General features: G+C 59.8%; 15 protein-coding genes. 8 read left to right on the forward strand and 7 right to left on the reverse strand.

Translation table 11 applies throughout. From position 1 onward, the window contains the following. Positions 1-100 precede the first annotated feature (100 nt). From cobG to QOM10_RS03060, 5 genes are all read left to right on the forward strand, one after another. A complete protein-coding gene (gene cobG / locus QOM10_RS03040) occupies positions 101-1396 on the forward strand; it encodes a precorrin-3B synthase (protein WP_316917551.1) in 1296 nt (431 codons plus the stop codon). Next, entirely contained in the window at positions 1389-2015 is a 627-nt protein-coding gene (locus QOM10_RS03045; protein WP_127925669.1) for a precorrin-8X methylmutase, read from the forward strand. The genes cobG and QOM10_RS03045 overlap by 8 nt, the downstream gene beginning before the upstream one ends. Then, a complete protein-coding gene (locus QOM10_RS03050; protein WP_370872600.1) occupies positions 2012-2746 on the forward strand; it encodes a precorrin-2 C(20)-methyltransferase in 735 nt (244 codons plus the stop codon). Before QOM10_RS03045 ends, QOM10_RS03050 begins: the two co-directional genes overlap by 4 nt. Next, entirely contained in the window at positions 2746-4452 is a 1707-nt protein-coding gene (cobJ, locus tag QOM10_RS03055) for a precorrin-3B C(17)-methyltransferase (protein ID WP_316917552.1), read from the forward strand. The genes QOM10_RS03050 and cobJ overlap by 1 nt, the downstream gene beginning before the upstream one ends. 625 nt (positions 4453-5077) lie before the next feature. Beyond that, positions 5078-11905 (forward strand): TcdA/TcdB pore-forming domain-containing protein, encoded by a 6828-nt coding sequence (locus tag QOM10_RS03060; protein ID WP_316917553.1) that lies wholly within the window; start codon positions 5078-5080, stop codon positions 11903-11905. An 86-nt stretch (positions 11906-11991) separates the two neighbouring features. Here the strand turns inward: QOM10_RS03060 and QOM10_RS03065 are convergent, their stop codons facing one another. Then, positions 11992-12588: a MarC family protein gene (locus tag QOM10_RS03065; RefSeq protein ID WP_025111770.1), complete on the reverse strand. Its 597-nt coding sequence runs from the start codon at positions 12586-12588 to the stop codon at positions 11992-11994. A 234-nt stretch (positions 12589-12822) separates the two neighbouring features. Between QOM10_RS03065 and QOM10_RS03070 the strand changes: the two genes are divergently transcribed. From QOM10_RS03070 to QOM10_RS03080, 3 genes are read left to right on the forward strand one after another with little or no spacing between them, the layout of a single operon-like run. Beyond that, positions 12823-13623, forward strand: coding sequence for a hypothetical protein (locus tag QOM10_RS03070; protein WP_127925672.1), 801 nt, complete (start codon positions 12823-12825; stop codon positions 13621-13623). 55 nt (positions 13624-13678) lie between these two features. Beyond that, positions 13679-14380, forward strand: a complete 702-nt coding sequence (locus QOM10_RS03075) for a hypothetical protein (protein WP_127925673.1) — start codon at positions 13679-13681, stop codon at positions 14378-14380. Further along, positions 14377-15018, forward strand: a complete 642-nt coding sequence (locus QOM10_RS03080; protein WP_150750039.1) for a hypothetical protein — start codon at positions 14377-14379, stop codon at positions 15016-15018. The genes QOM10_RS03075 and QOM10_RS03080 overlap by 4 nt, the downstream gene beginning before the upstream one ends. A 22-nt stretch (positions 15019-15040) precedes the next feature. Here QOM10_RS03080 and QOM10_RS03085 read toward each other — a convergent pair whose 3' ends face one another. The 6 genes from QOM10_RS03085 to QOM10_RS03110 all read right to left on the reverse strand — a co-directional run bounded on the left by QOM10_RS03085 (position 15041) and on the right by QOM10_RS03110 (position 23839). Further along, positions 15041-17815 carry a hybrid sensor histidine kinase/response regulator gene (locus QOM10_RS03085; protein WP_316917554.1) on the reverse strand — a complete coding sequence of 925 codons (2775 nt, stop codon included), beginning with the start codon at positions 17813-17815 and terminating at the stop codon, positions 15041-15043. A 99-nt stretch (positions 17816-17914) separates the two neighbouring features. Next, positions 17915-19210, reverse strand: coding sequence for a phosphoribosylamine--glycine ligase (gene purD / locus QOM10_RS03090; protein WP_127925676.1), 1296 nt, complete (start codon positions 19208-19210; stop codon positions 17915-17917). A gap of 147 nt (positions 19211-19357) precedes the next feature. Beyond that, entirely contained in the window at positions 19358-20965 is a 1608-nt protein-coding gene (gene purH / locus QOM10_RS03095) for a bifunctional phosphoribosylaminoimidazolecarboxamide formyltransferase/IMP cyclohydrolase (protein ID WP_053116902.1), read from the reverse strand. An 83-nt stretch (positions 20966-21048) separates the two neighbouring features. Continuing rightward, complete coding sequence (fis, locus tag QOM10_RS03100) at positions 21049-21369, reverse strand: DNA-binding transcriptional regulator Fis (protein ID WP_003221275.1); 321 nt, start codon at positions 21367-21369, stop codon at positions 21049-21051. Continuing rightward, positions 21366-22376, reverse strand: coding sequence for a tRNA dihydrouridine synthase DusB (gene dusB / locus QOM10_RS03105; protein WP_150750037.1), 1011 nt, complete (start codon positions 22374-22376; stop codon positions 21366-21368). The genes fis and dusB overlap by 4 nt, the downstream gene beginning before the upstream one ends. A gap of 185 nt (positions 22377-22561) precedes the next feature. Continuing rightward, positions 22562-23839: a DUF3426 domain-containing protein gene (locus QOM10_RS03110; protein ID WP_127925679.1), complete on the reverse strand. Its 1278-nt coding sequence runs from the start codon at positions 23837-23839 to the stop codon at positions 22562-22564. Positions 23840-23845: the final 6 nt, after the last annotated feature.

Consider the following 23845-nt stretch of genomic DNA (forward strand, 5'->3'; position numbering starts at 1 on the left):
CAGACTTTTCATGCCAGCGGACAAAGCAGGCATAATACCGCGCCTTCGCCCGCGAAGCGCCTTTCCCACGCAGCCGGTCAGCCCCTTGAACGAACGCCCGATGTCCACCGCCTTACGCCCCTCGGCCTGCCCGGGGTTGCTGCGTATCGTCCAGGCACTGGACGGCGGCATCTGCCGGATCAAGCTCAATGGCGGTTCGATCAGCGCCCATCAGGCTGATGCAGTGGCCGATGCAGCCGAACAGTTCGGCGGAGCGATCGAGGCGACCAACCGCGCCAATCTGCAGATTCGCGGGATCGGTGAGCAATCCGCAGCGCTGATCGAGCGTCTGCTCGCCGCCGGTCTCGGGCCGCGCACGGCGGCCGGTGACGATGTGCGCAACCTGATGCTCAGCCCTGCGGCCGGGATTGATCGGCAGATGCACTTCGACACCCGGCCCCTCGCCGAACAGATCCTCGACACGCTGCAAAGCCATCCACGTTTCCACGAGCTGAGCGCCAAGTTCGCCGTGCAACTGGATGGCGGGGAAGCCCTGGCGATGCTCGAACATCCCCATGATCTGTGGTTGTCGGCGTTCGAGCGTGACGGTGAAGTGTTGCTGGCGTTCGGTCTGGCCGGATGTCCGGCGGATCGCGCGGTCGGCGCGGTGGCACTGGAACACGGCCATGCACTGGTGGTGGCGGTACTGGAATTGTTTCTTGAGTTGGCGCGCCCCGAGCAAACACGCATGCGCCATTTGCTCGACGAGTTGCCGCTCTCGGCGTTTATCGAGCAACTGAGCACGCGCTTGCCGATCCAGCCTGTCAGCCATTGGCAGCGCACGGCCGTTGCGAACGATCTGCACATAGGCATTCATCCGCAAAATACCTCGGACCGGGTGTACCTCGGCGCGGTGCCGGCGCTGGGCCGTCTCGATCCGGCAATGCTGCGCGGGGCCGCGCAACTGGCCCGCCAGTTCGGCAATGGCAGCCTGCGTTTCACACCTTGGCAAAGCCTGCTGGTGCCGGATGTCAAAGCCAGCGATGCGGCGCAAGTACTGCAAGGTCTTGAACAACTGAACCTGTTGACCCGCGCTGCCGAACCCCTTGCACGCCTGATCGCCTGCACCGGCTCCAATGGCTGCGGCAAAGGCCTGGCCGACACCAAGCAGGACGCCCGCCATCTGGCAACGTTGCTGCCCTCGGCCTTCAATGTGCACCTGAGCGGCTGCACGCGCTCTTGCGCCGCCGCCCACTGTGCCCCGGTGACGTTACTGGCCGTCAGTGCCGGTCATTACGACCTCTATTTTCGCGATGCAACGCAGCCGGGTTTCGGCGCGCTGCACGCACGCAACCTTACTATTGAAGCGGCCGCGATCTTGCTCGACGCCCGCTCTCGGAGCCCCCTTGATGCTTGATTACATCCGCGATGGTCAGGAGATTTATCGCAACTCCTTCGCGATCATTCGCAGCGAGGCCAATCTGGCGCGCATCCCGGCCGATCTGGAAAAACTCGCAGTGCGGGTGATTCATGCCTGCGGCATGGTCGAGGCGGTCGACGGCCTGCAATTCTCCGAAGGCGCGGGCAAGGCCGGGCGCGATGCGCTGGCCGCCGGTGCGCCGATCCTCTGCGATGCGCGGATGGTCTCCGAAGGCGTGACCCGTGCGCGCCTGCCGGCCAACAATCAAGTGATCTGCACCTTGCGTGACGAGAGCGTGCCTGCGCTTGCCCGTGAACTGGGCAACACCCGTTCCGCCGCCGCGCTGGAGTTGTGGCGTCCGCATCTGGAAGGCAGCGTGGTGGTAATCGGCAACGCGCCGACAGCGCTGTTCTATCTGCTGGAAATGCTCGACGCCGGCGCACCGAAACCGGCGCTGATTCTGGGCTTCCCGGTCGGTTTCGTCGGCGCCGCCGAATCGAAAGCCGCGCTGGCCGCCGACAGCCGTGGCGTACCGTTTGTGATCATGCAAGGCCGTCTCGGTGGCAGCGCCATGGCCGCCGCCGCCGTTAACGCCCTCGCCACGGAGATCGAATGATGCAGGCCAAAGGACGTTTGATTGGCCTGGGCGTCGGCCCGGGTGATCCCGAACTGATTACTGTCAAAGCCCTGCGCCTGCTACGTGAGTCGCCGGTGGTGGCGTACTTCGTCGCCAAGGGCAAAAAGGGCAACGCGTTCGGCATCATCGAGGCGCACCTGCAAGAAGCGCAGAACCTGCTGCCGCTGGTCTACCCGGTGACCACCGAAGCGTTGCCGGCGCCGCTTTCCTACGAGCAAGTGATCAGCGACTTCTACGATGAAGCCGCCGAGACGGTCGCGGCGCATCTGGACGCCGGTCGCGATGTCGCGGTGATCTGTGAAGGTGATCCGTTCTTCTACGGCTCCTACATGTACCTGCACGATCGCCTCGCGACACGCTATGAAGCGCAAGTGGTGCCGGGCGTTTGTTCCATGCTCGGTGGCGCTTCGGTGCTGGGCGCGCCGCTGGTGTATCGCAATCAGAGCCTGTCGGTGCTCTCCGGCGTGTTGCCCCATGAAGAATTGAAGCGCCGTCTGGCCGATGCCGACGCGGCGGTGATCATGAAGCTGGGGCGCAACTTCCCGAAAGTGCGTCAGGTACTCGAAGAACTGGGTCTGGCCGAGCGCGCGCTGTACGTCGAACGCGCAACCATGGCCAATCAGAAGATCGTGCCGATGGATCAGGTCGAGCCGATGTCGTCGCCGTACTTCTCGCTGATCATCGTGCCGGGCGAACGGTGGCAAGGCTGATGACTCAATCCACGCCAGCCATCGTCATTCTCGGTCAGGGCAGCCTGGCCACCGCGCGGCGCATTCAGCAGGTCTACCCGGCGGCGCAGATCCACGGCCTTGCCGGGCGGGTCGAAGGTGCCGATTGCACGTATCAGGAATTCGGCGCGACCCTGCGTACGCTGTATCAGCAGGACACGCCGATCATTGCCCTGTGCGCGGCCGGCATCGTCATCCGCACGCTGGCGCCGCTGCTGCTGGAAAAGGGCGCTGAACCTGCGGTACTTGCCGTGGCCGAAGACGGCAGCGCCGTGGTGCCGCTGTTGGGCGGCCTCGGCGGGGTCAATGTCATGGCGCGGGACATCGCAGCCGGGCTGCAAGTCGCCGCGGCGATCACCACCAGCGGCGAGTTGCGTTTTGGCACGTGCCTGCTCAATCCACCGAGTGGTTACGCATTGGGCGATCTGGAACTGGGCAAGCGTTTCGTTTCCGATCTGTTGGCTGGCCACAGCGTGCGCATCGAAGGCGCGGCGCCGTGGCTGGATCAGGCGCAATTGCCGGAAGATCCGCAGGCACAGCGCTCGATTCATGTCGGCAGTGCCGCGCGTGAAGCGAGTGCCAGTGAGTTACTGATCTATCCACGCAGTGTGGCGGTGGCGGTGGCGGTGAGTGCTGAAACATCAGACCTGACGGATGCCGTTCGCAGCGCCTTGCAGCAGGCGAAAATCGCCGTGCAATCGTTGGCCTGTCTGTTGGCCTGCGAGACGCAAATGGCTGCGCCACTTTTGCGTGAAGCGGCGCTTGAACTGGGTGTGCCGCTGCGCTTTGTCGCGGCGCAAAGCGACATCGAAACCCTGGCGCGAGTCGCAGTGCCCGCGGCGATAGTCGTGGCCGGACACGGCATGGCAATCGCAGTTGCCGAGCAGCCTCTGGATGTTTCAAAGATTGGCCGGCCACGCGGTCGTCTCGCGGTGATCGGCCTCGGCCCCGGCGCTGCCGAACTGATGGTGCCGGCGGTGAAAGCCGAGCTGGCCCGCGCCACCGATGTACTGGGCTACGAAACTTACGTGCGCATGGCCGGGCCGTTTCGCGACGATCAGGTGCAGCACTGCACCGACAACCGCGAAGAGATGCAGCGCGCCCGTCACGCCTTCAGGCTGGCCGCCGAGGGGCGCTCGGTGATCGTCGTGTCGTCGGGCGATCCCGGCGTGTTCGCCATGGCTGCTGCGGTGCTTGAAGCGTTGCACGAGTCGGCTGATCCGGCGTGGCACAGCGTCGACCTGGAAATCCTTCCGGGCGTGTCGGCCTCGTTGGCTACCGCCGCGCAGGCCGGTGCGCCGCTGGGCCATGACTTTTGCGTGATGTCGCTGTCGGACAACCTCAAGCCTTGGTCGATCATCGAGAAACGTCTGGATCTGGCCGCGGAAGCGGATCTGGCGTTGGCGTTCTACAACCCGATATCACGCGCGCGTCCGTGGCAACTGGGCCGGGCACTGGAAATCGTCGCGCAGCATCGTGCACCTGAAACGCCCGTGGTGTTGGGCCGCGACATCGGCCGTCCGGGTCAGACCTTGCGCACCACGACGTTGGGCGCGTTGACGCCGGAGCAGGTGGACATGCGCACCATGGTGTTGATTGGTTCTTCCACTACCTGCACCTTTCCCCGCGCCGGCGGGGGTGATTGGGTCTACACGCCGCGCTGGTATGGCGAAAAACCGCTTTCCTGAGCATCACGCCGAGGCAAGTTGTAAATAAGTTGCCTCGGTGAGATATCAAGTCGAAATTCCCTGTCAGCCGATAAGGTTTAAAACAGAGCGGTGTCTCCGTCAGGAGCACCGCTTCGTTTGTTTATCGAACCATTCGTCATGCAGCTGTTTGTTACCGGATCATGCGTGCGATGAACTTATCTGTCGTTTGATGTTTCTTGAGAAATTATTTGAGTTTTGTGCTTTTTGAAGTTGTCGCGCCGGCAGAATAACTTCGTCCAGGATTCTCTCAATGAATAAAGGATGAAGTCTGATGGGTGTCATGGAGCAATATGTCGGCGCGTTCAATTTTATTTCGCCTGATGAATATTCTGCGCTGAAGCGAACATTCAAGGCACTTTCCGGCTCTGCCGAATATGCAATGTTGGTAGCGCTTTACGAAAATGCCGGGCAGGCCACGAGTCTCACTGAAAAACTGCAAGTTGTAACACTCTTCCTGCAAAACCTTGAGCGCCTGTCACATCGCAACTCAGCGCCCGTGCCGGCGTTGATCAATACAGTTGAAGATAAACTACGAGACTATGCCAGGCGTTTGGCCGGCACTGTCAACATACTCAGTGATGTACCCAGCCCGGTACCCGCAATCATGCACTTTGTCTGGGTGGGCGGCAGTGAAGTTGGCAATATCCAGCGCGATTACATGAATATCTGGCGCCAGGTGCTGGCTGCCGAAAATTACCAGTTCAATCTTTGGTATGACAGCGATGCATTGCTCGCTTTCGAAATGAATCGGGTTATATCCGACAGTGCCAGAGTAGATGCGATGGAGTCGGGCGGCGACACGCTGACCAGCCCCAGTGAGCTGGCAAAGATGATTGAAGATCGTGCGCGTGTATTGAAGCGCGAGATGTTTGAATACCTGCAACTACCGCAATGGCAAGGCCATGCTGATCAGGCCCGGATCGATTTGATGGTGCGTGCCTACGGCAAGGACCGCGCAACGCTGGAAGCCTTTCGTCAACGCTGTTTGCAAAGCCATCAGCAAATGGCCGGCACCGATTTGCAGTTACGCGATGTCAGACGGGAGTTTGCCGGGCACTTTTTACAGGATGTCTATCAACGCGAAGTGTCCATGCGCGGTAACTTTGCAGCAGCCAGCGATGTTGTGCGCTTGCAGGCCGAGTATCTGCAGGGCGGTCGTTACACTGATATGGATTACTTGCCGCCGCTGGCCGACAAACCGGGCGGAGTCGACATAAGCGGTTTCAGTGACGAGCAACGACTGGGCGTGTTGCAGCTGTTGCTCAATCATGACGAAACCTTGATGCCGGGGCGCGACCGCCTGCGCTACACCGATCACACGGATACGTTGTCAGGCACCGATCTGGATGCACTGCTGGCCTTTGCCCGCAGCAAACCCGGCGTCGAGCATATATTTGTCGCGCCGCGTGAAGTCCACAGCCCGCAACACGGTCTGCGAATGGGCGCGCAATTCAGCCGAGAGATGAACGCTTATCTGCTGGCTCACCCGCAAAGCGAGATGACGCTCGCGGTCATGCAATTGATCCGCTTCAACTATGACTGTCTGCAAGCCGTTGAACAGTCGGCAATAGCATCGTCGGTAGACTGGTCACAGACGGAGCGATTGCTCGATGTAATTGAAAACGTGATGAACGAGAAAATCGCGCAGGGGCAACTGACACGCACGCTGCAGGATTTTCTGGGTAAGTTGAGCGAGTCGATTTTAAGTTACTACCGCGATGGCATTCGCGTCGGAGCGCGCGGCACCATTGCGCTTACCGGCCCCGGAGCGGCAGTCACCGGATTGAAAAACCATGTCGAGACTCACCTGCTGCCGGACAACGAGGTCACGGTTCAGGAGCGCCTGCGCCTGGCGGAGGGTTACAACGTCCAGACCGAGGAGGAGGCGATCTCCGGTTGGACCGTTAATGACGACGAGGCGCAATGGCTGGCCAAAGAGCAGGAACAGTGGAAAGCCGGCAAACTCAAATCGCGGTATACCGGCCAACTGGCGGATCTGCTTCAACCGCAACAGACGCTGACGTTCAAACAAGGCTGGCCCGTGGTTGGCGGTAAACCGGTGCTGTTGACGGCAGTCCTGCAACAATTGATGGATGATCTGGGCGAACCCTTTGTGCGCGCCATGAGGGACAAGCTGAGTGGTGAGATCACCTTCACCAAGGCCTTTTCCATCGGTTTTGATAATCGTCAGTTGATCCTTGCGCAACCTGTGCGCGCACTGCCCGTTTCCCAAGGCGCGGAATCATCGAGCAACCTCAACGAACTGTTCAGCCGCATTGCCCATGACTCTTTGCCGCTTGAGCAACTGAGCCCGTTGGTGCGCGTCATGCTCGGGGGCATTTTCGGTGCGACAAGTCTGGACGACGCCAGCTTCACCGAGGTCTGGCAAACCGTGCGCGACCTGGCTGTTGAAACCGATGGCGACGGCACGTTCGCCCGTTATGACGCGGTGGAAAAAGCCGTCCGCCAGCGACAATCGCGCGGTTTCGAGACCGGGCTGGCGCGTGGCGAGGCGGATGGCCTCCTGACGGCGCGCGAACTCAAGGTGCAGGCACTGTTTGAGCCGCTGACCTTGCGGCAATGGGGCGAACGTATCGGCCAGATCAATCGCACGGCGCAGGGTGAGTACCGTTCGCGGATTCTCCAGCGCAGTGCGCAGGTGCGCGAGATGTTCGTCGAGGCCGGCGCGACCTCGGCCCGGCAACTGTCGCAGGATTTGCTGATGCACACTGCCAGTGACCCAGGGCGTCGGTGTTATCCGCTGGCGTTGCTGATGGGCGCAGCGGTGGCTGCCGGCGAGTCAGCCGAACGGACGCTGGTGGGACATGTCGCCACAGCCAACGTCAACCATAAGGAGGCCAGTTCACTGGCTTTGCTCAGTGCGTTGAACGAGCTACGGGCCTTGCCCGGCAGTGCCATTGGTGAATCCCGCGGCTTGCAGAGTCTGGACACGGTCATACAGACACTGGAGGCGAAAACGGCGTCCACGGTCTTCTTGCTCGACACTGGTGATCACGCCTTGCTGGTGGCCAAAGTGCAGGCTGGAGACCAATTCGTCTACCGCTTCTATGACCCGAACTTTGCCATTTACGCGTTCGCCAAAGGCGCACAGGTGAAGCTCGGCGTTGAGCGTTATCTGAGCGCAGGCGACAGCGCACTGGCGAAGCTCTACGGGCTGGGCGATATGGCCGCAGCGCGGTTCAACGTGATCGAGTTGAACACTGTGGCGATCGCGGCCCGCAAGCTATCGAGCGGTTTGCGCCTGGACAGTTTTTTGCGCCTGCCTTCGAGTGATTCAGGCCGTGTCCCGGTCTGGGCAAAACAAGCCGTGGCGCGTCAGCGTTCGCTCAGCGAAAACGCGCGGATGGGCGCCAGCCTGGCGCAAATGGATGCGCGCTATTGGGCGCAGGAGTTTGCTCAGGCCACGCAGCAGTTGCGCAGTGAACATTCGCTCGGGCGGGAATATTTGCCTTTGCTGGAAACGCTCAAACCGCAGGCGGACGGTGCTTATTCGGTGACGCTGGTCGATGCGCAGAACCGCCATCCAGCGCGCACCGTCAGCACAGCGGACCCGCGCTTCACTCAGCTCAAACAGCATCTGCAGCAGAGTGTGAAGGCAGGCAACCCCAGTGGTCCGGCGGAAGCGGATGGCGGCAGTCGCTTGAGTTTCGCCTTTGCGATCCAGACGCTGATCAGCGAAATGCGTCATCGCGAATACCAGGCCGGTGATCAGGTGCCAAGCTTGTCGATCGCGCTGCAAGTACAGGTCTACGTCAGCTATGCGCAGTTGGGTTTTGGCGTGGTCAGCGATACCGCACAGATGATCAACCTGGTGCGGCAAGCGCTGGCCAGTGAACAGGCGCTGCTCTTGCGCCAGTCGTCGTTGTCTGGCCGGGTGCTCGGTCGCGCGGCAACCGGGGTTGGTTTTGCGTTTTCGCTGGTCAATATCGGCTTCGATATTTACAACCTGTCACTGGCGGACAATCACGAGCAGCGCTCGCGCTTCTCCACGTCCCTGGCGTTCAACACAGTGGCGTTGGGATTGGACATTGCCGCATTGGCAGCAGGCGGAACAGTAGGGGCCGCCGCAGCTTTTCTGTCTGTGCCATTGCTCGGCATCGGCATCGGCGCCACTGCCATCGCCAGCAATCTGGGGCAGATTGCCGACAAGGCAACGGCGGTCGGCAATCACCTGCGAGCCATCCACAATGCCTACCAACCGGGCGCTTTCACTGTGGAAGAGGGGGTGTTGCAGTTCCCGCCGGAAGCCGTCATCACCCACCTGGATCTGCAGGACCGGCAGGTGCGCTTTGACAGTCAGCGATTTTATCCGTGGGGCGGCGGTGCACTGGAATTGCCGCAATACAACGATGATCCCAGGCAGATACACCGTTCCCTCAATATTCGGCACGCGTTCGGTCTCCCCGAGAGTGCAGCGCTGAACATTCGCAAGGCTGCTGCGCCTCATACCGTGGTGTTGCCGTGTACGCCGCTCTGCTATTACGGCTACGAATATCAACTGGGAGGCGCGGGCTACGTCTACGAGCCACTGCCGGGAGAGCAGGTCGAGCCTCGCGACGCCAGTGAAATACCTGGGCCAGACTGGTACTCGTTGTTCAATCCATTCACGGCATTGACCGACACGCTGAAGACCCATATGGATGAGCGCATCCACACTCGCTATCCGCAATTGCGCAACAGTGTGGCGGACAAGCTGGAATACGACGAGCAGGGCAAACGGCGCTTTTATCTGCACAGTACGCCGTCGCTCAAGCACATCCTCTACAAACTGCATCCGGTCTATAAACCGACAACGATCAGCGTGGTGCTGGACGAGCAGGTGCGCCAACTGGCGGTGCCGACGTTGCCGATGGAGTGCCAGCAAAAGCTGTCCTACGAAATCAGCGCCACGTCAGACCGCTGCCAGCTTCGTCTGACGCCGGGGTTGAAAACGGTGAAATTCAATGGAGCGACCCAATGGCTGGTGCATGCCCCTTGGGTCAGCATCGAGCAGGTCAGCTTTGATGACGTACCCAGGATGGATGACGGCGCCCCGCAAACGTACCTGGCGGGGCGTCAACTGACGGTCGACGGTATCGTGCTGTCGGCGTTCGATGGGCTGATCGAGTTGGCCGGGGGAGAGTTGTTTCAACTGGACTGGCAAGGCAATGCGCTGCACCTGGTTTCCATCACCCTGGGCGATGATAAAAACAATCCGCGTGATGTGCTTGCCCACCTGCGCAAACGAGAGAAGGAGATGCGCCTCGGCACGGGATACGTCACGCTTCAGCGGTTCAAGGTTGCGCTCAACCCAGCCAGCCTCGATGTGCGCACGACAGCCTTTTACGATGTCGCTCAAAAACGCTTGTTGTATGCGCGCGATCTGCCGGGCGAAGTCAATGAGGGCTTGATGCTGGGCGCCGCCAGCACGACTCATGCGTGGTTTTATCATCCCGACCATGCCACGGTCTGGCGCGTCGATGTGATCACTGCTTCGGTCGTCCATCGTTATCGGTTACTGAGCCTGGAACTCGGCACGAAAATCACCACTTTCGGGCAACTGGCTGACGGCACGCTGCGAGTCTCGCAGCAGTTGGTAGAACAAAAGTCCATGAATGTGCGCACGACGCTGGAGTTTCATCTGACCGATAGCGAAGTGACCCTGACGGACATCCACATGTGGTCGCCCGGTCTGGAAAGTTCTTTCCTCAAGCCGGAAGAGGGAACGCGAATCGCGTTTTTCCGCCATCGCCAGAAAAAGCACCGCCCCTACGCAGATGAAACACCAGGCATGGCTTCGCCGGTCACTACCTGGACTTACGCGCCCTATGTTCATGCCCGTGCCTGGTCCTTCGATCGGCTGCTTGAGCGAGCATGGATTGCCGCGCATCACGACAGGTACTTGCGCGCTGGCGCTGACAGTGAAGGGGACAGGGTGATGCTCATGCCGCGAGCGTCTGACCCGGCGGCTGCGCTGCTGTTTTACAGCCAGCAAAGCCAAATGCTCAGCCATGGCATCGAACTGCGCGACAACGTCTTCTGGCACAAGGCGCTGGCGAAAAACGTGATCGAGGTTACCCGTGTGGGTGAAAGCTACCTGGCCACTCAAAGCGACGGACGACTGTTCGAAATCGACCTCGGTGCCAAGGATGACAACTGGCTGTCCGAGCTTGATAGAAATGTTCTGAAGTTTGTCGGCCTCAGCCGGCATTGGCTGCAACAAAATCCGGATTGGCTGGCGGCATTACCGGCGCTTGCCAGGGAATACAGCAGCGCAGCCTTTGCGATCATCGGTTTGCGTGCCCAGCCGGGTCAGCCGTTTCTGGCTGCGTGGTGCGTTGATGAAAAGCTCGTGCTGATGGACGCAACGGCTAACCGCGAGCTCGCGTTATTGGGGCTGACGCCTGATCGGCAGGCCGTTTGGTTGCTTGATGCGAGCGCCGGGCAGCTTTGGCGCCAGACGCTGGTTTGCGTCGATACGATGCGCACGGCGTTTGGTAACGGCAGCGTGTTGCTGCATCGCGAAGCCTTGCCCCAGGCCGAACAGGTCTGGTCGTCGTGGGCGTTCAGCGAAGTGCTGCCGCACGCAGACGGCCTGCTCGGGCGTACCCGTGAAGGTGTGACGCTGCTACTGCGGGATCAGCAACCGGCACGGATTGTCAGCATGGAAAACCGATGGTCACACGCTCCTGGTCAGACGCCAGGGCAACTGCAGGAACGTTTGAAACGGCGGCTGGAGGGGCAGTCCCATGCCGCGTTTCTACCCATTGAGAATATCGGCAATCGTTATCAGTACTACGTTCCGATGCTTGATCGGCTGTTTGAGGTGTCCGCACGGGACGATGGGCAATGGGCAACATTTCTCGGTACGCGTGATGCGGCCAATCCGCTACTGTTCGACCCCATTGACGAATTGCTCTTCAGTGCCGGAACGGTCGATGGCGTTTGGTTGCCGGGCAGTTATGCGCATCGTGACGAGGAAGTCATGGCGCTGGAATTGACTGATGATCTGGCCGAGGTACAGCCATTGCTTGCCGACGGCGTTGAAAGGTTGATTCTGACCTTCGGTTCGCGCACGGAAGGTTATCGGATATCGGCCGAAACCTGGCAGCGTCTGGATTGCATTGTTGTTGATGTGCGACGTCCATCCGAGGGGCGGGTGCCGGAACCTGGCTTGCTGGTGCTGGACGTGGCGGAGGGCGGGCATTTGCTGATGTCGCAGGTCGCTGGCCACCTGGTGCTGACCGACCCGGACAATGGGCACAGTCTGATCGTGCGCGGCGTCGAGGAGCAGGGTGAGTGCGAACTGGCTGTCAAAATGGCTGGCCGTCATTATCTGTTCGCACTCGAGCAGTGGTTGCAGGCTTTTGCGGCAGTGCAGGACGGTGAGGCCATTGCCAGCCTGGCGGTGGTGGCTGAACATTTGCCCTGAGCGGTAAATTCATCTGAACAATAAAACGCCGCGGACATTGTCGTTCGCGGCGTTTTTGTTTTGGCAGTTAAACCGAGGTCGGGCGCTCAAGGCACCAGATAACCTTTGACCCCGGTAAAAATGATCTGCGCCGCCAGTGCGCAGACAAACAAACCCATCAAACGACTGACGATCTGCAAACCCTGATCCCCCAGAATCCGTTCGATGCGGTTCGACAGATACAGCACCACGCCCACCGTGAAACTGGCCAGCGCGATACTCATGATCGCAGTGAGCTTATCGTCCCAGTGCGGCTGGCTGACCCCCATCACCAGCAAGGCGCCGATGGTGCCCGGGCCGACGGTCAGCGGAATGGTCAGCGGCACGATGGTCACGTCCTGCTGCACGTTGTCGGCCTGCACCGCCGGTTTGCCCTGCGCCATGCCCAGCGCCGAAATGAACAGTACGCTGCCGGCACCGATGCGGAACGCATCCACGGTAATGCCGAACACATCGAAAATCACCCGCCCGAACAAATACAGCAAGACGCTGGAGACCAGCGTCGCCACCGCGACTTTCCAGGCCAGCCGCCGTTGCTCCTTGCGCGAGTAGCCACGGGTCAGGCTGATAAAGCAGGACAACACGAAGAACGGGCTGTAGAGCACCAGCATCTTCAGGTAAACGCTGAACAACACGTGGAGCATGGTCATGTCTCGCAGGGAAGGAGAATGGGGATGGAGTCTATCAGCGCTTTACGGGGTTGGGGTATCGACTTTTAGAGCGTTGCTTGTTACTGGTTTAGTTGTTTTTTAGTTGCGTCTTTGATTGGTTTGGTAATTGGTGTTACATGTTTTTGTTTGTAGGGTTTTGGTGTTTTTGATTATTGTTGTTTTCGCAAGTTAATGAAGGCTTGCTTAAATGATGATAAGGAATTCAAAGTGAATAACCCGGTAATGCAACAACTCTATGTCGCCAATTGCATTAGTGCTCTGCAGCAATATGAAATTGACGAAGTTCCAACTATTCAAGCTCGTGGTGTTGCCTTGACCCTTAACTCCGGTGACGCCGTGGAAGCGCCGACAAAGGCGGCAGTTGTTGGCGAAGGGCTTTTGGCATTTTCTGCTCATCTGACGGATGACAATCGGACCGACGCACAAAATGCCTTTCTTTTCGCGACACTTGTCGCCAACAAGAAGTTCCCTCTCGAAAGCCAGGGCCTGGAGTGGTATCTGCTGTTTCGCGAGGTCATGACCAACTCAGGCTGGACGCCTGTCACCAAGTACTACAACGATCTGGAGGTTGCGGGCACCAGCGTACGGATGGATAAACTGGTCCTGGAAATTCTCGGCTCGGTGGTAGCGGGTCTTGCGGTGCCTGGCCCTGCAACTGCGCTGATGCTGAAGACGGCGAGCGACGCCATCACCGCTCTGAAAAAACGTGACACCGCATTGACTCTGTATGAACGCAATCTGCTGAACCACGGCGTTGGTGGCATCACCGCTGGCGTCTGTACCGAAGTTAATGGCGAAGCCATCATGGCCGTCGGTGCTGTGCGTTTTCTGCGTCGCAATACGTCCACTAAAGTTATGTTTGTCGATGTAGATGTTCGCAATGTGAAGTTGTACACCGGTGAAACGATCTTTGCCAAGAATACCGAAATTGCTGATAAGGCGCGCATGGCCATCAGGACTAAACTGGGTCTGAACGTTGTATCGAAAATCGAAGAGTATGAAGTCTGATTAACAGAAGAAGGGCAGTCATGGCGACTGCCCTTTTTTATTACGGAGGCCTGACATGAATGATGAATGTTTAATTTTGGTTGTCGGGGCTTGCGTGGTGATCATTCCCGATGGTGAGCGGCTGGAAGTTTATAGCGATCTGGTCAATTCGATTTTGCTGGCGCAACGGGTTGCCAATAAGAAACATGAAAAATCCCTGTCCCCGGATTGGTACGGCACGTACGTGAGTGTCCTTGATGATTTCTGGTTGCGCCATCAGAAGTCGAAGCAGACATGGCAGGTCAGCAATCCCGGAAATCAGTCCGCGCTGGAGTTTTTCAATACAGCGTTACGCAATGATGCAATGCCTGAAACCCGAATAATGGGCGCAGTTCTGCAGCGAATGGCACACATACCGGGCTACGAACTCGCCATCCAGCGATTGCGCAGTTTCATGAAAATATCGGTTACGGCCGAGTCGGACAGCATGCCAGCGCCGTTGGCGAAGGTGCATCTACTGGTGATTGTTGCGAACGCTGCCGATGCGATCGCAAGCGCGTTTGTTGAGTTCGAGACGTCACTCGAGTTAAGCCAAAATCCATTTCAACAGTTGTATCAATGCGAAGAGGTTCAAGGCTTGGTCCATGTGCATCACGCCCGGGCAAGTCTGTCCGAAATTCGCTACAGCGGCGCGCGTGAAGCCATTGCCAGGAAAGTCAGGGACAAACTTGCGGACAGCGTGGCGGTGCTGAATCTGCCCAAGGAGATTACGGCATGAAGGACTTGATTACACCGCAGGCTGCGGTGGTGGGCGGCAGTGTCGTGGCGTTTGCCGGTGGCCTGCCTGCGACCCATCGAGATGATATCTACATGAGCACAGCCTATGCGCAAAGAGCAACGCGCGCGGCGTTCGAGGACGGGCTATCGGGGGACTGGTTCGAGTACTACAGGAATGTCCTGAAATTTGTCGGATGGGACGTGCCGAAACCGCAAACCTTGACTCCGTCGCGCAATAATCTGATGGCCGGTCAGGCAACGCAGCGTATCGCGGCGGTATTGGGTGAGCAGTTCGGCGAACCTATGCGGCGTGCGTTGCGGGTGATGGAACGTAACACATTGGCACTCAGGCTGTTCGAGTCCACGAGCCTGCGTGCCAATGTCGGATATTTTCAAATGATCCCCTGCGTGATGAGTGGCCCGAACAAAGTGGAAATGGGCATCTATCACCGTCAGTTCCAGATCGAGAGAGAGGCCAGCGGGTTTTTGTTCAGCAAGGATGAAACACTTGTCCACAACAGCGTTGAACAAATTGCGGCCATCACCTTCAACACGCTGCATTACGCTCAGTTTCGCGAAAAGGTCAAAAACTCGGTCATCACCGGCTCTCTCAAATACCTTGATGGCCTGGAGATCTGATCGAATAACAATACGATCCTGCTCAGAAAGTCGACGCCGTCCGGTTTTGCTGGTCACGCTGGGCGACCCAGTGCTCGATCAGCTCGCGCAATTGCGACAACTCGACTGGCTTGGACATGTGCCCATCCATCCCGGCCTGCCGCGCGCGCTCCTTGTGCTCGGCGAGAATGTGCGCCGTCAGCGCCACGATCGGCGTGCGAATGCGTTGGTTGCTGACTTCCCACGCGCGCAGTTGCTGGGTCGCCGAGAACCCATCGAGGATCGGCATTTCGCAGTCCATCAACACCAGGTCGTAACGCTGGGCCTTCATCGCTTGCAGCGCCTCTTCGCCGTTGGCAGCGGTGTCCGGTTGCAGGTTGAGTTTGCCGAGCATGCCGCGAATCACTTTGGTCGAAATCGTATTGTCTTCGGCGACGAGGATGCGGAAATCGCTCGGCACTTTGGCAGCCGTGGCCGGGGTGACCACTTGCGGCTGGAACACCACCTGGCCTTTGTTGCGCTGATTGAGTTCGTCGGCCAGGGTGGTCTTGAGCGTGTAGCCGGCCACCGGTTTGGCGAGGATACGTTTGATCCCCGAGTTGCGCGCGATGATCTTGCTCGGCGCATTGCTGATGCCGGTGAGCATGATCAGCAGGATGTCGTGGTTCAGGCTTGGGTCTTCCTTGATCTTGGCCGCGAGCTGCATGCCGGTCATGCCCGGCATGTTCTGATCGAGCAGTACCACATCAAAGTAATCACGCAGGTGCGCCTTGGTTCGCAGCAAGGCCAACGCTTCTTTGCCGGAAGGCACGGCGCTGACATTCAACCCCCACGCACTGCATTGCTGGACCAGCACTTTGCGGCAGGTGTCATTGTCGTCGACCACCAGCACCCGTGCGCCTTGCAGCGGACTGTCGAGATCGGAAGTCGGGTGTTCGAGGCGATCCGGATCCAGCGGCAGGGTCAGCCACAGCGTGCTGCCCTGACTGGCGCCGCTCTTGATGCCGAATTCACCCTGCATCAAACGGATCAGTTGCCGTGCGATGACCAGTCCCAGATTGCCGCCCAGGCGGTTGGCCGACAGGAAATGCTTGCTGTGCAGTTCGGCGTGCATCAGTGCGTCGCGCTCTTCCTGCTCCATTGGCGCGCCACTGTCCTGCACGGCGATGCGCAGGCGTGGTTTGCTGCTGCGTTCGTCGAGCGCGACGACGATCAGCACTTCGCCTTCGTCGGTTTTCTTCAGGGCGTTTTCCAGCAGGCTCAGCAGGGTCTGGCGCAGGCGTGTCGGGTCGCCGCTGATTACTCGTGGCACTTGCGGCTGGATAAAGCTGATCAGCTCGACGTTCTGTTGTTCGGCCTTGGCGCGGTAGATGCTCAGGCAATCATCGATCAGGGCATTGAGGTCGAACTGCACGTCGTCCAGCTCGATCTGGCCGGATTCGAGCTTGGAGATGTCGAGGATCTCGTTGATCAGCGTCAGCAGTTCGTTGCCGGCGCTGTGGATGGTCTGTACGTAGTCGCGTTGCTTGACCGACAACGGCGTGCCCAGCAGCAGTTCGGTCATGCCGAGCACGCCGTTCATGGGCGTGCGGATTTCGTGGCTGATCTTGGCGAGGAATTCGGCTTTGGCGTTGATCTCGGCATTGCTCGCGGCGAGGTCGCGGCTGACGCTGAAGCGGCTTTCGGTGATGCTGCGCTGCCGCTCGCCCAGGGCGATGCTCATCAACAGACCGCTGATGCAGATGAACGCCATCAGGGTCATGATCAGGCCTTGCGGCGACACCAGCGTCAGGCCCAGCAGCGCAGGCAAGATGATCAGCGTGCCGATGTTGAACACCACCATCGCCGCGACGAACAAGCGCGCTGGGCGATAACCCTTCTGCCAGTGATAGAACGCGACAAACAACATGCTCAGGCCGGCCAGCGCCACCAGTGCATAAGTGATGATGTTCAGCGGCAGGGTGTTGACGAACAACAGCAACAGGCTGCAGGTCACGATAAACAGGATATCGCCGATCAACAGCTTGTTCAGCGGGTGCGGGCCGAGCGGGGCGAAGAAGCGATAGGCGAACATCAATCCGGCCGGAGCGGTCAGCAGCAACGCCAGATAGGCGCCCGGCGTCTGCACCGCATGCCAGTTCGGCAGCCACGGGCCGGCGAGATTGAGCAGCAGCAACAGGCTGAGGCCCAACAGGCCTTCGCAGACCGCCAGCCACAAACTGCTGCGCGAGCGGGAATAGGCGTAGCGCACCAGGTTGTGCAACAGCAGCATGGCGAGACAGCCGAACAGCAAACCGAAGACCAGCGTCTGATTGTGGTTGGCCGCGCTCATCACCGCCGATTGCAGGGTGACGTGCGGGCGCAACTGATGGTCGGAGACCATGCGCAGATAGACATCGAGGGGTTTGTCGCTCTGTGGCAACGGCAGCATGAAGTCGCTGCTCGGCAACGGCCGTTCGGCCTGCGGCTGGTCGGTGCCGGTGTTGCGTTGCTCGATCAGCTTGTCACCGTCGAGTACATAGAGATTGAGCTGTGACAGGTCCGGGGCAAAGATGCGCAGCACTTGTTCGTGCTTGCCCGGCGCCAGCCTGAAACGCAGCCACAAGGCGCCATCGGGCTCGGACGCGGTGAGGCGGTCAAGGTCGATGGGGCTGAATTGATTGGTGTAACGAGCGGAGCGGATGTCGCTCAGTTGCAGATTGCCCTGATCATCAAGCAATACCGACCAGCCACTGCCTTGCGCGGCCTGGGCCGGGAGCATGCAGAGCAAGGTCAGCAATGTGACGGTGAAGCTTATGGCAATCCTGAGCCAGCGCACGGCGAAATCCCTTCGTAGGTTGATGCCAGAATATAACGATGCGCGGCGGCGGAACAGCCCGGCGAGGAACGGTATCCCTCGCCGGACCTGAGGTACAGCTTATTCCTGGGTTTCGCCACGTTCACGGGCAATGGCACGGTAGCCAATGTCCTTGCGGTAGAAGCAGCCTTCCCAGTCGATGGCCGCTGCCAGCTTGTAGGCTTGCTGTTGCGCTTCGCCGACGCTGGCGCCCATTGCGGTGGCGCAGAGTACGCGACCACCGGCGGTGACGACGTTGTCATCTTTCAGCGCGGTGCCGGCGTGGAAGACTTTGCCTTCCAGCTTCGCCGCTGCGTCCAGACCGTTGATCGCTGCGCCCTTGGCGTAATCGCCCGGGTAACCGCCAGCGGCCAGCACGATGCCGACGCTCGGACGTGGATCCCACTGTGCTTCAACCTTGTCCAGCGCTTGCGCCAGAGCGGCTTCGACCAGCAGCACCAGGCTCGATTGCAGACGCAGCATCACCGGTTGGGTTTCCGGATCGCCGAAGCGGCAGTTGAACTCGATGACTTTCGGGTTACCGGCCTTGTCGATCATCAGACCGGCGTAGAGGAAACCGGTGTAGACGTTGCCTTCTTCAGCCATGCCGCGCACGGTCGGCCAGATGACCAGATCCATCACGCGCTTGTGCACGTCGGCGGTGACCACCGGGGCAGGGGAGTAAGCACCCATGCCACCCGTGTTCGGGCCGCTGTCGCCGTCGCCAACACGTTTGTGGTCCTGGCTGGTGGCCATCGGCAGAACGTTTTTGCCGTCGACCATGACGATGAATGAAGCTTCTTCGCCGTCGAGGAATTCTTCGATGACCACACGCGAACCGGCATCACCGAAAGCGTTGCCAGCGAGCATGTCGCGCACGGCGTCTTCGGCTTCAGCCAGGGTCATGGCGACGATCACGCCTTTACCGGCGGCCAGGCCATCGGCCTTGATCACGATCGGTGCGCCTTTTTCACGCAGATAAGCCAGAGCCGGCTCGATCTCGGTGAAGTTCTGGTAGTCGGCGGTCGGAATCTTGTGGCGCGCGAGGAAATCCTTGGTGAAGGCTTTCGAACCTTCCAGTTGCGCGGCACCGGCGGTCGGACCGAAGCAGTCCAGACCACGGGAGCGGAACAGATCGACAACGCCAGCCACCAACGGTACTTCCGGGCCGACGATGGTCAGGGAAACGTTTTTCTCGGCGAAGTCGGCCAGTTGCTCAAGGGCCAGCACGTCGATGGCGACGTTCTCGCACTTGGCTTCAATGGCGGTGCCTGCGTTGCCCGGTGCGACGAAAACCTTCTGCACGCGCGGATCCTGAGCCACTTTCCAGGCCAGGGCGTGTTCACGGCCACCGCTGCCAATGATCAAAACATTCATTTCAAAAACCTCAAAAATCTGTCAGGCGCTGCTGTAGCGCTTTATGTGGGAGCGAGCCTGCTCGCGAAAGCGGTGTGTCAGTCAACGTCAACGTCGCTGGCAGATTGCATTCGCGAGCAGGCTCGCTCCCACATTTGAATCGGTGTATCAGTGACGGAAGTGACGCATGCCCGTAAAGACCATCGCGATGCCAGCCTCGTCAGCAGCGGCAATCACTTCAGCATCACGCATCGAGCCACCCGGCTGGATCACCGCAGTGATGCCGACCTTGGCCGCGTTGTCCAGACCGTCACGGAACGGGAAGAACGCGTCGGAGGCCATCACCGAACCGGCCACTTGCAGGCCGGCGTGCTCAGCCTTGATCGCGGCAATACGCGCCGAGTTTACGCGGCTCATCTGGCCCGCGCCGACACCGATGGTCTGACGGTTCTTGGCGTAGACGATGGCGTTGGATTTAACGTACTTGGCGACTTTCCAGGCGAAGATCAGGTCGTGGATTTCCTGTTCGGTCGGCGCACGTTTGGTCACGACTTTCAGGTCGTCGGCGCTGATCATGCCGATGTCGCGGCTCTGTACCAGCAGCCCGCCGTTGACGCGCTTGTAGTCCCAGGCAGCGGCGCGGTCAGCCGACCACTCGCCACAGGCCAGCAGGCGCACGTTGGCTTTGGCTGCAACAATGGCGCGAGCTTCTTCGCTGACGCTTGGAGCGATGATCACTTCAACGAACTGACGCTCGACGATCGCCTTGGCGGTCTCGGCATCCAGTTCACGGTTGAAGGCGATGATGCCGCCGAACGCCGATTCGGTGTCGGTGGCGTAAGCCAGTTCATAGGCCTGACGGATGCCGCCTTCAGCGTCCGGGCTGACGGCCACGCCGCACGGGTTGGCGTGCTTGACGATGACGCAGGCCGGCTTGACGAAGCTCTTCACGCATTCCAGCGCGGCGTCGGTGTCGGCGACGTTGTTGTACGACAGCTCTTTGCCTTGCAGTTGGGTCGCAGTGGCGATGCCGACTTCGGCAGGCTTGGCTTCCACGTAGAACGCCGCGCTCTGGTGCGGGTTCTCGCCGTAGCGCATTTCCTGGGCCTTGATGAACTGGCTGTTGAAGGTGCGCGGGAATTCGCTGCGGCCTTCAGTGCTGAGGGTTTCAGCGGCCTGATTCACGGTGCCCATGTAGTTGGCGATCATGCCGTCGTAGGCGGCGGTGTGTTCGAACGCCTTGAGCATCAGGTCGAAACGCTGAGCGTAGGTCAGGCCGCCGGCTTTCAGGCCTTCGAGCACACTGGCGTAATCGCTGGCATTCACCACGATTGCTACGTCTTTATGGTTTTTCGCTGCCGAACGGACCATGGTCGGGCCGCCGATGTCGATGTTTTCGATGGCGGTCGGCAGGTCGCAGCCTGGCTTGTTGATGGTGGCTTCGAACGGGTACAGGTTGACTGCAACCAGATCGATTGGCTTGATGCCGTGCTCGTTCATGATCGCGTCATCGATACCGCGACGACCGAGGATACCGCCGTGGATTTTCGGGTGCAGGGTTTTCACCCGACCGTCCATCATTTCGGCGAAACCGGTGTAATCCGCGACTTCCACTGCGGCAACACCGTTGTCGCGCAGCAACTTGAACGTCCCGCCGGTGGAGAGGATCTCGACGCCCAGAGCTTCAAGCTCCTTGGCGAATTCGAGGATCCCGGTCTTGTCGGAAACGCTGATCAAGGCGCGGCGGATCGGCAGGCGGGTAGTCTGGTCGGTCATCTCAATTTCCATCAAAAGCAAAGGAAGTCAGCAAAAAAGGCGACCGTTTTTTACGCGGGCGCCTTTCTGGTTTGATTGAATGCTTACAGCAGATCGTACTGCTTGAGTTTCTTGCGCAGCGTGCCGCGGTTAAGTCCCAGCAGCTCGCTCGCCTTGGTCTGGTTGCCCTTGACGTAGTTCATCACGCTTTCGAGCAGGGGCGCCTCGACTTCGGAGAGCACCAGGTTATACACATCCGTGACGGATGCGCCCTCAAGGTGGGCGAAATAATTGTGCAGCGCCTTCTCGACACTCCCGCGAAGGGTCTGACCTTCTTCGCTCGGGGTATTGAGGTGCTGTTTCAAATTCACGTTGTCGCTCACGGGTGCTGTTCCACTCACTAAAGTCTCGGTCATCATCGTCATGCGGCCACCCCTTCTTCGTCCCCTGTCAGGCTCTTGTAACGCTCGGCGAAGAACTCCCGAACGTTGGCGCATTGTGTTTCCGTACCATCCAAACGATTGAAGTGGGCGCGAAACTCCCTGGCGCCCGGCAAGGTTGCGAGATACCAGCCCACATGCTTGCGCGCAATGCGCACGCCCATCACATCCCCATAGAAAGCGTGAAGTGCGGCCAGATGCTCCAGCAGTATGTGTTCCACCTCGATCAGCTCCGGTGCCGGCAATTTCTCGCCGGTACGCAGGAAGTGTTCGATCTCGCGAAAAATCCATGGCCGCCCTTGGGCGGCGCGGCCTACCAACAGGCCATCGGCACCGGTCGCGTCAAGGACGTAACGGGCCTTTTCCGGCGAATCGATATCGCCATTGGCAAACACCGGGATCGACACCGCCTGCTTGATCGCGGCAATCGTGTCGTATTCGGCTTCACCCTTGTACAGATCGGCGCGAGTGCGGCCATGCACTGCCAGCGCCGTAATGCCGGCCTGCTCGGCGATCTTCGCCACGGTCAGGCCGTTCTTGTTGTCGCGATCCCAGCCGGTGCGGATCTTCAGGGTGACCGGCACATCAACCGCTGCCACAACGGCCTGCAGGATCTCGGTCACCAGTGCTTCGTCCTTCAACAACGCGGAACCGGCGGCCTTGTTGCAGACCTTCTTTGCCGGGCAACCCATGTTGATATCGATAATCTGTGCGCCCAACTCAACGTTGGCCCGGGCTGCATCCGCCAGCATCTGCGCATCACCACCGGCAATCTGCACCGAGCGTGGCTCGGGATCGCCTTCGTGGATCATGCGCAGGCGCGACTTGCGGGTATTCCACAGGCTCATGTCGCTGGTGACCATTTCCGAGACTACAAGCCCTGCGCCCAAACGCTTGCACAGCTGACGAAAGGGCTGGTCGGTGACCCCCGCCATCGGGGCGAGAATCAAGCCGTTCTGTAATGTGTATGGGCCGATGCGTACCGCCGACATAGGACTTCCCTGAGGTGGGGCCGGATCATGAGAGTTCGAAAAAGGGTTGGCATGATACCCGCTCTCGATGACTGGATAAAGGCTGAATTGAACAAAATCTGAACAGTTATTCTGTTATCGCCACGGGTTTGGTTGTGGGTGGCAAAGTCAGAAAACCGCCGTCAATTCGAAAGCGACGCAGGGATTCACTCGGGCGAGTGGAAACTCAGGCTGTAATTCACCGCTTTCGGCCCGGGATCGAGAATATCCAGCGCAATGTGGATCGGTGTCTGCGGCGGCATTTCCGCCAGACCTTCGAGATCACCTCTGAGGTATTCGCCGGGTTTGAAGCGACGACTGGCGATCAGGTGACCGTTGAGGTCGGCAAAGCGCAGCTCCAGCAATGGAAATGGCTGGGAGAATGTCGCGCGGTTATAGATGATTGCGTCGACCACCAGCGCACCGTTGAACTCCGGATGGCTGCGCACCACCAGGTTGCTGCTCTTGATTCGGGCGATATCGACCTTGGACGGCACCGTGCAGCCGATCTGCGGGCAGATTTGCTGGAACCACGGGCGATACTGATCCTGTCGGGCCAGCTCTTCGAAATGATAAGAGATGTACTGGGCGGCCAGGCCTCCCGCCGCCAGCAGGACCAACAGCAGCCAGAGCATACGTCGGCCCCACGGCGAGCGGCGTTTCTGCCAGTCCAGTTGCAGCGGGTCGTCGGTCAGGTCTTGCAGGACTTCGGCGCGTACGCCGGGCTCTGCGCGCTCGCGCTTTTTGCGCAGCGGCTCGATCGATGGCAAATCGTCGTCATCGGCTTCGTCGCTGGCCGACAGGCGTTCGCGGCGGGCATTGGGGTCGATCGGGTCGTGCAGGCGCAGATGCGGAATCGCTGGTTCGTCATCCAGATCCACCGGTTCCAGTGACAGCGAAGGCTCGGTGCGCTCGGATTTGACCGGTTCGATGTCGGCGATTTCTGCCTCGTCGTCCTCGGGCTCGGCCGTGTGTTCATCGGCGCGCTCGCTGAACAGACTGTCGCGCCAGAGCGTTTCATCTGGTTCAGGGTTGTCGCGGCGTGCGCTCAGGGCATCTTCGCGTGGACGACCGAATTCGGTGGTCGGCTGGATTTCCCGTTGTTCGAGGCGGGCCAGTTCTTCGTCCAGATCGAGGCTGTCGAGATCCAGCTCGGACGCGCTCCACTGCTTTTGGCTGATGGCACGCGGCGCGGGCTGTTCGACGATGGCCGGCGCCTGGACAACGGGCGGGGCCTCGATAATCGGCGGCTGCTCGACAATCGAGGGTGCAACCGGTGTCACCGCGTCCTTGCCGGCGTGTTGCTCCAGCAGCTGTTTGGCCGCATTGAACACTTGCAGGCAGGAGCCGCAGCGAACCACCCCGCGGGCCACGCTCAATTGAGCATGGCTGACACGGAAACTGGTTTGGCAATGCGGGCACTGGGTGACGAAGCTGTCGGTCATGCGGCG

This window comes from Pseudomonas sp. P108 (assembly GCF_032613195.1).
In the GTDB taxonomy this organism is placed as follows: Bacteria; Pseudomonadota; Gammaproteobacteria; order Pseudomonadales; family Pseudomonadaceae; genus Aquipseudomonas.

Coding starts and splice junctions, on each gene's coding strand:
- cobG (WP_316917551.1), top strand. CDS start 101: ATGTCCACCGCCTTACGCCCCTCGGCCTGCCCGGGGTTGCTGCGTATC.
- QOM10_RS03045 (WP_127925669.1), top strand. CDS start 1,389: ATGCTTGATTACATCCGCGATGGTCAGGAGATTTATCGCAACTCCTTC.
- QOM10_RS03050 (WP_370872600.1), top strand. CDS start 2,012: ATGATGCAGGCCAAAGGACGTTTGATTGGCCTGGGCGTCGGCCCGGGT.
- cobJ (WP_316917552.1), top strand. CDS start 2,746: ATGACTCAATCCACGCCAGCCATCGTCATTCTCGGTCAGGGCAGCCTG.
- QOM10_RS03060 (WP_316917553.1), top strand. CDS start 5,078: ATGCACTTTGTCTGGGTGGGCGGCAGTGAAGTTGGCAATATCCAGCGC.
- QOM10_RS03065 (WP_025111770.1), bottom strand. CDS start 12,588: ATGCTCCACGTGTTGTTCAGCGTTTACCTGAAGATGCTGGTGCTCTAC.
- QOM10_RS03075 (WP_127925673.1), top strand. CDS start 13,679: ATGAATGATGAATGTTTAATTTTGGTTGTCGGGGCTTGCGTGGTGATC.
- QOM10_RS03080 (WP_150750039.1), top strand. CDS start 14,377: ATGAAGGACTTGATTACACCGCAGGCTGCGGTGGTGGGCGGCAGTGTC.
- purD (WP_127925676.1), bottom strand. CDS start 19,210: ATGAATGTTTTGATCATTGGCAGCGGTGGCCGTGAACACGCCCTGGCC.
- purH (WP_053116902.1), bottom strand. CDS start 20,965: ATGACCGACCAGACTACCCGCCTGCCGATCCGCCGCGCCTTGATCAGC.
- fis (WP_003221275.1), bottom strand. CDS start 21,369: ATGACGATGATGACCGAGACTTTAGTGAGTGGAACAGCACCCGTGAGC.
- dusB (WP_150750037.1), bottom strand. CDS start 22,376: ATGTCGGCGGTACGCATCGGCCCATACACATTACAGAACGGCTTGATT.
- QOM10_RS03110 (WP_127925679.1), bottom strand. CDS start 23,839: ATGACCGACAGCTTCGTCACCCAGTGCCCGCATTGCCAAACCAGTTTC.